This window comes from Enterobacter cloacae complex sp. P6RS (assembly GCF_014982245.1).
Taxonomy (GTDB): domain Bacteria; phylum Pseudomonadota; class Gammaproteobacteria; order Enterobacterales; family Enterobacteriaceae; genus Enterobacter; species Enterobacter bugandensis.
Genome location: NZ_JADCLB010000020.1, coordinates 162539 through 175564 on the forward strand (window position 1 = coordinate 162539; position 13026 = coordinate 175564).

Below are 13026 nucleotides of genomic sequence, written 5' to 3' on the forward strand. Positions count from 1 at the left end.
GTGGTTTAATGTTAAGTAATAGAAAATAGCACCTTCAGGAGGTGCAGACCAAAATAGTTTTCACCCTGAGCGTTGAAGATGGTCAAAACGGTTGATAACGGCTTTGTATCGCTTAACACAAACACTAATTGGCGTGTTGAATCGACCATTACATTGTCTAAAAATGGTATGCTGAAAATATATTTTATCCTTTAGCGATCACAATGGCTCTATGATCAGTTTCATTTTGTATCCAGAACATTTCATCTTGAGGTAACGATCCATTACTACAAAAATCAACAAGTTCACCTTGCCAACCATCAGGAACATAATCTTGACAATGCATACTCTCAACATATTCCGAATATAATCTTTTATTATCAAAGTCTATAAACAAATCCGGCATAAGATCATATATATCCCACCAGGTTGTATTTTGCGAAAGCCTATTATAAAACTCATCAGCTATGGCATCCTTATCGTATGAATAACCATCTTTAATTAAATAATTAATGAATATCTGCGCGTTTTCTTCATTTACTACTGGTAAGTCATATCTTTCCTTATGGATATTCTGTAGGTTTATTTCCACCCCACTTTTCACAAAATCCTCTACCCATTTAACTCTGTCTAAGACCCACATTTCCTTGAACGCAACGAACCAATAAAATCTTCCTTCATACTTAACTATCACAAGGAGTTCGTCATCTTTATTGATATTCATATAGTAACCTATTTCACATTCCCGGAGCCTGGAATCGCTACTTCTTCAAGCCATTCTGCCCAAATTGATGGTAATTCATACGACCTACCTGGCGTAGTCGGATCCACGCGTTTAGGAGCTAATCCCCCTTGATTTAACGGATTAGTACGATAACCTGCCTGAGGTATTGCACTTTCTTCTATGAAATCCGCCATCCACTTAGGAACTTTAAAGGAGACAACTTCAGCATTTCCACCTCTAATATCAAGGAAATGCTGAGCATGTGAGCTATCTCCAATACTGATATTTAATGTTCCACGCTGGATTTTTGGGTTATTAGCAGAATCTAATTTGATTCTGATCCGACTTGCATTTGGTGGCGTTCCCCCTTGAACCCTAAATATAGACTCAGTTGCATTGGGATCCCCTCTCTTACATAGACCCAGCGGATCTATCCAACCTAATGGATTAGGAGCATAGCTGTAAAGATTTAACCCGCCATTTAACCCTATCGGGTCCTGCTGCGTAAACCTTCCGCAATCCGGGTCATAATACCGGAACAGATTGTAGTGCAGCCCTGTCTCGCGGTCCAGGTATTGACCCTGCATGCGCAGGTTCTGAGAATATCCTAATACCTGCGTTTCGCTTTCCCGCAGCAGCTTGCCCCATGCGCTGTTCACCCCTTCCCAGCGCACCTGTCCTTCGCTATCCGTCATCCGTTCCGGCGTGCCGTTCGGCTGACAGTGGAACCAGAAGATTTCCGGGGCATCAACCCCGTCGATACGCGCCAGCGGATCGTAGCTGTCCTGATCGCTGTAGACGTAGGTCAGCGGCACATCCCCGTGAACTTCCTGCAGCAGGCGGAACCCTTCCCAGACAAACCGGGTGGTGACCGGCTTGCCGGTTGGCTGTCCACCCAGCATCTGGCGTCGCGTTTTGCTGGTGCGTCGCCCGAGCGGATCGTAGCGGAAGCTGACCTGCGTCTGCGGCCTGTTGCGGTCCCGCGGCTGGCTGATCACCTCCGTCAGACGGTGCTCGCCGTCGTAGCGATAGTGCCAGCGGGTCTGGCCGTTATCTTTCTCCACGGTGCGTCCGTGGACGTCATAGCGCCAGCGAATGCCGTTCAGTTGCGTCAGGCGGTTATGCGTGACCTTCTCAGCAGAGCCTTCGAGGGGGTTACCCGCCGCATCCCAGCGCCACTGCTCCTGGCCGGGCAGCGTGCCGTCCTGAACGAGCAGACGCCCGGCGCTGTCGTACTGCCAGCGGTACCAGCTGAACGGGTTATCGTCCCGCTCTTCCCTCACCAGGTTATTGCGATAGTCGTAATCCCAGCGGCGGGACCAGCGGCGCGGCGACGGGCGCTGGGCATTGCCGGTAAAGACGTCCCGGCGATGCAGTCGGCCAAGACGATCGTATTCGCTGCGGGTGGTCAGCAGCCCCTGCGTGCGGCTGGTTTCACGGTGAAGCTCGTCGCGGGTAAAATCGGAAACCGACAGCTTATCGAGGGCGATGCTCAGCAGATGCCCGCTGCCGTAGTAGAACTGCTTCAGCTCGCGGCCATCGGGCAGCGTGACGGAGGTGCGGTTGCCCAGCGCGTCATATTCCCACGCCAGCTCACCATGCTCGCCCGCTTCGCGCGTCACGCGACCAAGCGCGTCATACTCAAAGGCGAGCTCCTGCTCTGCCTCGGTGGTCCACGCGTCGGCTGCAAGCGCAGGATGCAGCCCAATCCGGCTTAAAAGCCCGGACGGGGTATAGTGGTAGCGGGTCTGGCCTTCCGGCGTGGTGCGGGCGACCAGCTGACCGCTCGCGCTCCAGGCGAAGGCGTGGGTAATGGCCTCCGGATGACCGGCGGCAAAGGTGCGCGCTATCGTGCGCCCGCAGGCATCATAGCGATACTGCGAGGCCACGCCATCGAGCCCCACCTCTTCCAGCAGCAGCGAGTCCGGCCCCCAGCGGAACTGATACGCTTCGCCGTTCTCGTTTTCCAGGGCAGTCAGACGCCCGCGGCTGTCCCAGCGGCGACGGACCTCTTCGCCCTGCGTATTACGGGTGGCGGTTAAGCGCCCCGCCTCATCGTATCTGAACTCACTTTCTTTCCCGTCGGCGCCCGCGTGCCTCACCGGCAGGCCACGTTCGTTCCATTTAAGCGACTCAGTCCAGCCTTCCGGGCGATCGAGCTGCACCGGGCGCCCTGCGGCGTCGTAGCGGTAGCGCGTCTCTTCACCGTCGGCGCTAATCTCTGCCACCAGCCAGCCCAGCGGGTGATAGCGATAGCGGGTAATACGCCCGGAACAGTCCGTCGAACGGACAATCTGCCCGGCATCGTTGTACTCCTGATAGCGGCTGTTGCCGGCGGCATCGACCTCTTCCACAACCTGGCCAAACTCGTCCCGGCGCAGCTTCGTGGTCTGCCCCAGCGGATCCACCACGCGCTTCAGCCCGTGGTGTTCGTCGTACCAGAACCGGGTCGCGCTGCCGTCTGCTTCAATGATTGACGAGGGGAGTGCGCGGTGCTCAAGCCAGGTGGTGGTGCGGGTATTGCCGTCGGCATCGATTTCCTGCACCCGGTTGCCCATCTCGTCGTAGACGAAGGTGACGGCGTTGCCGAGCGGATCGATGCGACGCGTCAGAAGCTCGTTATCGTCCCACTCGTAGCGCCAGTTTTCACCGCGCTCGTCGACGTAACACACAATCAGATTCTGCGCGTTCCAGTAGTGGCGTCGCGTCTGGCCGTCGTAGTGCTCGACGGTCGTCAACCCCGCGTCTAAATCGTAGCTAAAGCGGCAGCCATCGCCGGTGCTGGTGCGGTTTTCCACCACGCGCCAGTGATCGAATTGTTTCCAGCGGTATTCGCTCTCCAGCCCCCCCGGCAAGCGGTGCCAGACCATCAGGCCGTGGTCGTTGTAACGGTATTCACGCGTCACCACGCCGGAGGCGTCCGTCGCGCTCGCCAGCTGGCCGCGCGCATCGTAGCCCCACTGCATCAGCGGCCAGGTTTGGTTGCCGTCGAAATGGCTGGCTGCGGTAACCCGCTGCGGGAAACGTTCATCCTCATAGCGCAGGGTGACGTCTATCGCCCGCGGCTCGTCGTGAAGACCAACCAGCCTGCCGTGCTCGTCCCACGCCGTCAGCAGCGCGTTGCCGTATTCATCGCTGAGGGAGGCCAGACGCAGGATAGAAGGATTCGCGCGGGTCGGTTTGTACAGACGCCACACCGCGCCGTCATCGTCGGCAATCGCCACGTCGCCGCTCTCATTGCGGCGGATAATGATGCCTTCGCTGATGCTGTAAAACGCGCGGTTGACCAGTGGCAGCTCGAAGCTCAGCTCGCGCCCGGTTTCATCGAACCAGGTCGCATTGTTATCTTCCAACGTCAGATAGCTGTCAAAAGTTGTAGCCCAGCCCAGACCGAACAGCCCTTCGCGGGTGGTCAGGCTGTTATAGCTGCGCTGCCAGCGCAGCGGGAAGCGCCCCGGCAGCGAGAAATCAAGCTCGTCGTCGTCATTCAGGACCTTCACGCCGGTGGCGGCGTGAACCGGGTGCGAGGAGCCAAACACGGCATTCACCGCCATATCCGCCAGCATCCCACCGCCTGCCGCCGCCAGCGCGCAGGGCATGTTTTTCAGGATCTTGCCCGGACGCCCGCGCAGCAGGGAGAGCGCAATCATCCCCAGCGCCAGACCCGGCGTTTTACCGCTTTTGATATCGCGGACCGTGAGCGTGTCCCCGCCGATGATCACGTTAGGAGAGACATCGTCGGAAACGGTGCCTTCGCAGGTGGTGCGATCTTTCGCGCGCACCGCGGGCTGGCCGTTGATGAAGACGCTTTTGGAGCCTTCCGCCAGATACTGCGGCCCGGAGTGTTTTTCACACGCCACCTTGTCTTCTTCCAGCGGCGAGATTCCCGCGGCGGCTGAGGCGACGCTCGGCTGCCACATTTCGCTGCCAAACTGTCCGGCGGCGGAAAGCAGCATGCCCGCGTAATCGGCAAAGCTGCCCGGCGACTGCGGCTCAGGGGGCGGGGTATCGGCGGGCGTGAGCGTGCCTGCCGCGCGCGCGGCAGGGATTGCGTTGGTCAGAACGTTATTCGAACCGGTGGTGATTTTGCCCGCAGGCGACGGCGGGAAAAGCGCATTACCTAACCCTTCCGCGGCGTTACTGATATCGTCTGTGATACCCGCCACGTTCGCCAGCACGCCGCCAATGATGCCGCTTAACAGACAACTGGATCCAATTGCTGCCACGCCTGCAGCTGCTGCCCCCGCCCCCAGCAATGGCGCCGCTACGGTTGCTGCTGCGCCTACCGCCGCACCGATCACCGCATAGGCGGCACCTTCCGCCACAATGCTGGTGATGTCAGCAAAAATGCTGGAGTGAATAATCTCGTCGCCCTTACGGGCCGCGTTGTTATCGCTCATGCCTTACACATTCCGGTTGTCGTTTAGCGTCAGACTCTGCTTAAGCGCGCTCCAGCGCACCTCGTCCTCTTCGGTAAAGGCTCTGAGTGCCGAGAGGGTAAAAATCATCAATACCGGTTTGCCCGGCGTCTGCACGGCCAGCTGTTTTTGCCACAGGCGCTGCCCGTTACGGTCAAACGTGGTCTCAACTTCCAGTCCGCTAATTTTTCCATCAGGCCCGGCTTTTACGCTCCGGAATTCGCTCTGGGCGATCTCACCCATCTGAGGACGCAGCACATCCCACTGGCGGTGAAACTCTTGTTCGTAGTCGCTGCCATCGGGAATCACGCCGCGGCTGACCACCACGGACAGCCCGCTTTCGTCATCGCGAATGATGTTCATGCTGTTATCCTGCCAGGCAGCAGGAAAAAGGGAAAATGAACCTTCCTGGAGGGTGTATTTCATAAGTGAACTCGGGATGATTAATATCAAGAAAAGTGAAGGCAAAAATAAAGGCCAGAGAACACTGACCCTTTAGTAATAAATTCTACTTATTAATCCATTGACCTGACTGATCAACTAAAATATCACCACCCTTACTGACTACCAATTTCAATGGGTTATAGGTAACTGCATAGGTAATTTCGCCATTTTTAAATAAGGAGCCAATTACTTTTCCTGTCGCATCGTTTAAAGTCTTCCCATTTAAAGAAATTGTACTATTGTCACTTTTTCTAATTCCAAGATAAAACATATCATTGCAGTCGCTTTCAAACGAACCACATTTATTTACTAGAGTAATATTGAATTTATCGGTTTCAAAAATTCTTTTTTCGGACACCGGCGACTTTAACACTTTTGTTAGTTTATAATTCTGCGGAGCATAATATTCACCTTTCTGTGGCGGTGTAATTAGAGCCCAGATCATTTTATCACCAACAACTTCCAGTTTCGCATGTCCCTTTTCACCACCAAATGAAGAGTTAAATTCCACATTTGCTCGATTTTCAGCAATAACACCCTTTAGATTATTCTCATCATCTGGGGGACAGTCAATGCGGTTACCGTTTTGCGTAACATAACAATAACTACCATTCACATTTTGACCAACTTGAGTTAATCGTAAAGTCAGTGTTGACTCATTTTTTTGTTCTCCGCTCCACTGACCAGAAAACAAATCTTTAGCTATTACATGACCACTATTAAAACCTGCAACCATCAATAGCATTACTAATTTTATATTCATTACAAAGCCACCTGTGCACACCGATCAACTCGATTTAACCAACCTGTCAAAAACTTAGCATTTTTTGAGTTATTTACCACAAGATTTTCATAATATTCTTTACGAATGTCCGCTATTCTGGAGGTAAGCTTAGCTGAGTCGCTTACGCTGTTCATTGCGTCTATAGTTTTAGGCCCTATTTTCCCATCTGCAATCAACTGCTGGCCAAACTCATTGTTCAGCAATTTTTGGATTTGTTTACCGGCTCCGCCGGAGGTTATGGTCCAATCATAAGACATTAGTGCGAGTTTAGGATCATTAAGATTGTTAAACCCAGACGGCTCCCAGTAACGTTTACGGTAAATTGTCTCAGCTTGTTCATTGGTTAAATTTTTTAGGTTATCCAATGTGGGTTCAACACCAAGATCTTCCTTGGCATATTTCTGCCATGTTTTCCACGCAATTCCTTTATTGGTAGCACCCCCAGCGTCGTTAGGGTCATTAACGTATCCGCCTTCATTTTGGAAGATAATAGGTGAGATCTTTGAAAACTTGTCCTCACTTTGAGTCGGTGTTGCTGAATTGGCATTACTTACTGTGGCTTGAGGTGCTGGTTTCGTTGCAGACTGTGATGGCACAGGAGACGCTCCTGCCCCTTTCTTGTTTTGTTCCGGCGAAAACTTCGCCTGCACCGCCGCATCAATATCCCCTTTATGCCCCGATCCCGGTGCCGTTGTGCCCGGCTTGGTTCCCGAGGTATTCAGATGCAGCTTACCGCCCGTGGTGATATACCCATCTCCCTCAACGAAGAAGTTAAACTCTTTGCCAATCAGGTTAATCTTGCCGTTAGCGTTAAGCTCTATGGCGCTTTCACCTGAGACCAGCCGCAGCTTCGTCCCGGATGCAATAACATACTGCTCTACCGCCGCATCCAGCTTGCCTTTCCCCGTCAGGATCTCGGTTCCACCTTTCACCGCTTGAGTCTGGTTTGCTTCCACGCGATGCAGCTCATTTTTCTTCACGTAATGGCTGCGCGCCCCGCCAACGCTGTGGGTTTCATCATTTTTAACGCTGGTGTCCATGTTGCGCTCGGCCTGGATCCACACCTGCTCTGCACCTGCTTTATCCTCAAAGCGCAGGGCGTTGGCGTTGTCCACGGAGCCCCCTTTCGTGCGGCTCATAAAGCCCATCTGCGTCGCCGCAGCCGGCAGCGCCCACGGTGGCATGCTCGCGTCGTTATACACGCGGCCGGTAATAATCGGACGGTCCGGGTCGCCGTTGATAAAGTCCACCACCACCTCGTCGCCGACGCGCGGGATCTGCACCCCGCCGTAGCCCTGGCCTGCCCACGCGCTCGACACGCGCACCCAGCAGGAGCTGGTGTCATCGCCCTTCGCCAGCCGGTCCCAGTGGAACTTCACCTTCACGCGCCCGTATTTGTCCGTCCAGATACTCTCGCCCTTCGGCCCCACCACTTTCGCCGTCTGCGGGCCGTAGGTGCGCGGCCACGCCGTGCTCTGCGCCGGGCGGTAAACCACCGCCGACGGAATGACAGTGAAATCGGTACGGTGAATGGTCTCCCCCTCGCCGCTGGCGTAGCGGTTCTCCTCGAAGTGGTAGCCCGCAGCCGTCACCAGATACTCGCCGTTGTCGCTGAAGAACGGGGCGTTGGTTAACGTGAAGGTGTGCCCTGGCGCTATCCCCGCCGCCGTGGCGGTGGCCTGAATCTGCTGATGCTCCACCTGCCAGCGCTCCTGACGGATACGGGCATAGAACTCCCCGTGCCCTTTGTCCACAAAGCGCCCCGGCCAGTCATACACGTCGATGCTGCCCGGCTTCGGCGACGCCGGGTTCTGCTGGGCCTGAAACAGCCACGCGTTCGGCTTGCGGAAGTCATAGTCGTCGAGGCTGTAAATCCCCGGCGTCACGCTGTCCTCCAGCGCCCACTGGCTGATGCCCTCTTCGTCCGTACTGCCGCCCGACGGCGTCTGGTGGTAAGGAATGACCTCATAGCCGCTGAACGGCTGATGCTGCGTGGCGGCATCGGTGAGCACAAGGGTGTGCTTGTCCGCATCGTGTCTGAAGTGATAGGCAATCCCCTCCAGCTCCATCAGGCGGCTGATAAAGTCCAGGCTCGACTCCTGATACTGCACGCAGTAGTCCCAGACCCGGTAGCTGCCGGTGAGCTTATCCTCAACGTTGACCTGATGCTCGCCCAGCAGGGTTTTCACAATCTGCGGCACCGTCTGCCCCTGGAAAATACGCAGGTTACGGTCGCGCTTCATCGGCCACAGGTCCGGTTCCACCGTCAGCTGGTACACCGCATAGCGGGTGCCCGTCAGCTCAACGGCGCTCACCGCCACGCGGGTAATCTTGCCGTTAATATAGCGGGACGTCAGCAGGTTCTGCGTCGGGATGGTCACCGTGACCGGCTGGCCCAGCAGCTTACTGCGGTCGATGCGTGCGTCCGTGCCGAGCACGGTCAGCGCCAGCGCGAACGATTCGGACATCGCCTCGCGGCCCGTCAGTTTCCAGAACAGAAGCCCCTCCACCGGGAGCTGAACGGTAATTCGGTTGAGCATAATCTTTATTCCATATTGCTTATGCGATTCAGGAAAGAGGTTCGCATCTGTAACTGAGCGTAATTCTACGGATTCACCAGCCAGGTGCCCGGCTTGCTGATATCCAGCGTCTGGCCACGCGTTCTTCCGTTGCCCTGCAGCTCAATCTTCGCCTCACCGGCCGGCAGCTTGAGCGATGCATAGCCGTTGGCTCCCGGGCGCAGCGCCTTTGGCTCGCCGTTAACTTTCAGCGTTTCGCCGTCGAGGATCCGGATATAGACCAACGCAATCGGGCTGGCGGCTGGCGGTGGCGTCTGCTGTGCCGTCGCCGGTTCGCTCACCGTCGCCGTTTCTGGCTTCACCTCTGGCGCGTTCGCGGCGGTGTCCGTCGGACGCGTCTCGGCCGGTGCCTGCGCAGCCTGCTCAGGCGCATCATTCCCACCGCTGAACAGCATCGCCCCGGCGACAACGCCCACCAGCACGCCCGCGGCGACCATGCCCGGGATCTTGTAGCGACGCCAGTCGAGCACCGAAGCTGGCTTCTCTTCCTCAACCGGAACCAGCATGGTGCCGGTTTTTTTGGCGGTAAGCACGTCGTTGATCCCGGCGACCGGCATCTCAATCAGCGCCGCGAATTCGTCAATAGACTGCGGACGGTCTTCCATGTGCAGCGCCAGCGCGCGGTCGATGGCCTGCAGCAGCGGGATGGAGTAGCCCTGCGGCATGATTTCCACCAGCGGCTTACAGGTATCCTGGATGGAGCGCACCACGCTGACCGGCGGCGGAGAACCCACAATCAGGGTACGCAGCACCGCGCCGAGGGCGTAAATATCCGTCCACGGCCCCTGCTCGCTCTCGTTGTCGTCGGTGTACTGCTCAATCGGCGCAAAGCCGGGGCGCAGCATGGTTTCCGTTTCGTCGGAAAGGTTGCCGATGGTGCGGCGCGCGGAGCCGAAATCGAGCAGCACCGGCAGGCCGTTATCCTGGATCTGAATGTTATCCAGAGAGATATCACGGTGCAGATAGCCTTCGTCGTGGATGGTCTTGATCGCGCCGAACAGCATCGGCAGCGTGCGGCGGATCCAGGCCTCGTTGATCAGCTCCGGTTTTTCTTCGCGCAGGCGTGAAAGCGTGGTGCCGCTATAAAACAGCGTCCCCATGTAAGCCGTGTCGTTTTGCACCCAGAAACGCAGGACGTGCAGCAGGTTCGGGTGGTTAAAACGCGCCAGCAGACGCGCTTCCTGAATAAAGCTGTTCAGGCCTGCGGAAAATGCTTTGCCAAAGCGCTCGCTGCGCAGCACCAGGGTCATGTCGTCGCCGCGCACGGCGAGCGAGGAAGGCATAAATTCTTTGATAGCGATAGTGCGTTCGAGCTGGTGATCCCACGCGCGATAGACAATGCCAAAACCGCCGCCGCCGATCACCTCTTTGATTTCAAACTCGTTGAAGCGGTACCCGACCGGGAGCGCGTTTGGGACAGTCCGATTGTTATCATTATCCGTCATCTTTTACAGTTCTCTTGATGATTATTACGCGGCAAACTGACAGTGAAACTCGCCCTGCTCGCAGGTGACATGCAGGCGTCGGTACTGCTCGTCGCTGCGGCTGGCGGTAAGTAAGATCTGGCTCATCTGAGGCAGCAGGGTGTTAGTCAGGATAGCATCCACCATGCGGCCACCGGACTCCACCTCGGTGCAGCGCTGAACAATCTGTTCCACCACGCTGTCGTCAAACTCAGAAATAATGCTGTGATTCTCTTCCAGACGACGCTGAATGCGCTTGAGCTGCAGGCGCACAATCTGCCCGAGCATCTCGTCGCTGAGCGGGTAGTACGGCACCACCAGCAGGCGGCCCAGCAGCGCCGGCGGGAATACTTCCAGCAGCGGCTGGCGCAGCGCGCCGCTTAATGCGTCAGGCTCCGGCATCAGCTCCGGATCGGCGCACATGGCGCTTATCAGCTCGGTGCCGACGTTGGAGGTCAGAATAATGATGGTATTACGGAAATCAATGTGGCGCCCCTCGCCGTCCTCCATCCAGCCTTTGTCGAAGACCTGGAAGAAGATCTCATGGACGTCCGGGTGCGCTTTTTCAATTTCGTCCAGCAGCACCACGCTGTAAGGGCGACGGCGGACGGCCTCGGTTAATACCCCGCCCTCACCATACCCTACGTACCCCGGAGGCGCACCTTTTAAGGTGGAAACGGTGTGCGCTTCCTGGAACTCGCTCATGTTGATGGTGATAACGTTCTGCTCGCCGCCGTATAGGGATTCCGCCAGCGCCAGCGCGGTTTCGGTTTTCCCGACGCCGGACGGGCCGCACAGCATAAAGACGCCCACCGGTTTGTTCGGATCGTCGAGCTTCGCCCGCGAGGTTTTCACGCGGCGGGCAATGAGATCCAGCCCGTGACGCTGGCCGATAACGCGCTGGTTCAGCGTGTCGGCAAGGTTCAGCACCGCGTCGATCTCGTTTTTCACCATCCGGCCCAGCGGGATCCCGGTCCAGTCAGAGACCACCGCGGCGACCACGTTTTCATCTACCGCGGCAAACAGCAGCGGCTCGTCACCCTGCAAGGCGTTCAGCGCCTGCTGCTGCTCCGCCAGCTGGCTGCGCAGCTCGGCGGTCTCTTCCTCGCCCGCCGCAAACAGCGCGGCGCGCAGGCGGATGATCTCCTGCACCAGACCGCGCTCGTCTTCCCAGCGCCGGGCCAGAGCTTCGCGTTTTGTTTCATACGCGTCGCGCTCTGTGATTAACGACGCTACGCGGTCGGCCTCACCGGCGCCGACGCGCGCTTCGCGTTCAGCAATTTCAATTTCCACGTCCAGCGCGGCAAGATGGCGCAGGCAGTCTTCCAGCTGCGCCGGCGGCGCGCTCTGGCTGACCGCGACGCGGGCACAGGCGGTATCGAGCAGGGCTACGGCTTTGTCCGGCAGCTGACGCGCCGGAATGTAGCGATGGGACAGCTTCACCGCCGCGCTGACCGCTTCGTCGAGCAGCAGGACCTGGTGGTGCGTCTCCAGCGGCGACACGGTGCTGCGCAGCATCAGAATCGCTTTCGCTTCGTCCGGCTCGTGAACCTGTACGGTCTGGAAACGGCGGGTCAGTGCCGGGTCTTTCTCAATGTACTTTTTGTATTCCGCCCAGGTGGTGGCACCGATGGTGCGTAGCTGACCGCGCGCCAGGGCCGGCTTCAGCAGGTTCGCCGCATCGCCTGTTCCCTGCTGGCCGCCTGCACCAATCAGAGTGTGGATCTCATCGATAAACAGAATAATCGGCGTGGCGCTGGACTGGACTTCGTTAATGAGCGCCTGCAGACGGGCTTCAAACTCGCCTTTCATGCCCGCGCCTGCCTGCAGCATGCCGATATCCAGCAGCCACAGCTGAATATTTTGCAGCGGCTCCGGCACGTCGCCGTCGGCGATACGCAGCGCCAGCCCTTCAACGACTGCGGTTTTGCCGACCCCGGCCTCCCCGGTCAGCAGCGGGTTGTTCTGGCGGCGACGCATCAGGATATCTACCATCTGGCGGATCTCCTCGTCGCGCCCGACAACCGGGTCAATCTTCCCGTCGCGGGCGCGGGCGGTCAGGTCCTGGCCATACTGGGCCAGCGTCCCCTGCGCAGCCGGTACCATACCCGCCGGTGCATCGACGGCGGCAGCGGCCTGCTGCGTCTCTTTGCTGTTGGCGCAAATAGCGTCGAACTGCTCAATCAGCACTTCGACGTTAAGGCGGGTGAACTGCGACGAGATGCTTTTCAGCACGTTGGCCAGATTCCAGGTCTTGAGGATGCCAATCAGCAAATGGCCGCCGCGAATGCGGCTGACGCCAAACTTCAGCGAGCCGAAGACCCAAGCGCGCTCCACGGCGCTGTCGATATGTTCGGAGAGATCGGAAACGGAACTTGCGCCGCGCGGCAGAGCGTCCAGCGCCGCCACGATATCGCGCGTTAGCTGCTGTTCGTCGAGGGCAAAGTGGCGGATGACCTGCTGCAGATCGCCATCCTGCTGCTGCATCAGCTGATGCAGCCAGTGCACCAGCTCAACGTAGGGGTTGCCGCGCAGCTTGCAGAAGGCAGTCGCGCTTTCCAGAGAGGTAAATAACAGCGTATCCAGTTTGCCGAAAAGCACGGCACGGCTAATTTCTGACATGTTCGGTTCCGTT

Annotated in this window: 7 protein-coding genes; all 7 read right to left on the minus strand. The window is 57.3% G+C overall.

Features of this window, described 5'->3' with window-relative positions; translation table 11 throughout:
- Positions 1-184 precede the first annotated feature (184 nt).
- The 7 genes from INF73_RS14525 to tssH all read right to left on the minus strand — a co-directional run bounded on the left by INF73_RS14525 (position 185) and on the right by tssH (position 13013).
- Complete coding sequence (locus INF73_RS14525) at positions 185-703, minus strand: hypothetical protein (RefSeq protein WP_193547304.1); 519 nt, start codon at positions 701-703, stop codon at positions 185-187.
- Positions 704-711: 8 nt separating this feature from the next.
- On the minus strand, positions 712-5103 hold the full coding sequence (locus INF73_RS14530) for an RHS repeat-associated core domain-containing protein (protein WP_227413097.1): 4392 nt from the start codon (positions 5101-5103) through the stop codon (positions 712-714).
- Between the two features lie 3 nt (positions 5104-5106).
- Positions 5107-5547, minus strand: coding sequence for a DcrB-related protein (locus INF73_RS14535; RefSeq protein ID WP_047366812.1), 441 nt, complete (start codon positions 5545-5547; stop codon positions 5107-5109).
- 82 nt (positions 5548-5629) lie between these two features.
- On the minus strand, positions 5630-6328 hold the full coding sequence (locus INF73_RS14540; protein WP_193547305.1) for a hypothetical protein: 699 nt from the start codon (positions 6326-6328) through the stop codon (positions 5630-5632).
- A complete protein-coding gene (tssI, locus tag INF73_RS14545; RefSeq protein ID WP_193541633.1) occupies positions 6328-8889 on the minus strand; it encodes a type VI secretion system tip protein TssI/VgrG in 2562 nt (853 codons plus the stop codon). The genes INF73_RS14540 and tssI overlap by 1 nt, the downstream gene beginning before the upstream one ends.
- Positions 8890-8954: 65 nt before the next feature.
- Complete coding sequence (locus INF73_RS14550; RefSeq protein ID WP_193541635.1) at positions 8955-10373, minus strand: serine/threonine-protein kinase; 1419 nt, start codon at positions 10371-10373, stop codon at positions 8955-8957.
- Positions 10374-10397: 24 nt separating this feature from the next.
- Positions 10398-13013, minus strand: a complete 2616-nt coding sequence (gene tssH, locus INF73_RS14555) for a type VI secretion system ATPase TssH (RefSeq protein ID WP_193541637.1) — start codon at positions 13011-13013, stop codon at positions 10398-10400.
- Positions 13014-13026: the final 13 nt, after the last annotated feature.

What these genes read in the sequence shown, in the direction of transcription:
- INF73_RS14525 (WP_193547304.1), bottom strand. Translation starts at nt 703, where the DNA reads ATGAATATCAATAAAGATGACGAACTCCTTGTGATAGTTAAGTATGAA.
- INF73_RS14540 (WP_193547305.1), bottom strand. Translation starts at nt 6,328, where the DNA reads ATGAATATAAAATTAGTAATGCTATTGATGGTTGCAGGTTTTAATAGT.
- INF73_RS14535 (WP_047366812.1), bottom strand. Translation starts at nt 5,547, where the DNA reads ATGAAATACACCCTCCAGGAAGGTTCATTTTCCCTTTTTCCTGCTGCC.
- INF73_RS14530 (WP_227413097.1), bottom strand. Translation starts at nt 5,103, where the DNA reads ATGAGCGATAACAACGCGGCCCGTAAGGGCGACGAGATTATTCACTCC.
- tssH (WP_193541637.1), bottom strand. Translation starts at nt 13,013, where the DNA reads ATGTCAGAAATTAGCCGTGCCGTGCTTTTCGGCAAACTGGATACGCTG.
- INF73_RS14550 (WP_193541635.1), bottom strand. Translation starts at nt 10,373, where the DNA reads ATGACGGATAATGATAACAATCGGACTGTCCCAAACGCGCTCCCGGTC.
- tssI (WP_193541633.1), bottom strand. Translation starts at nt 8,889, where the DNA reads ATGCTCAACCGAATTACCGTTCAGCTCCCGGTGGAGGGGCTTCTGTTC.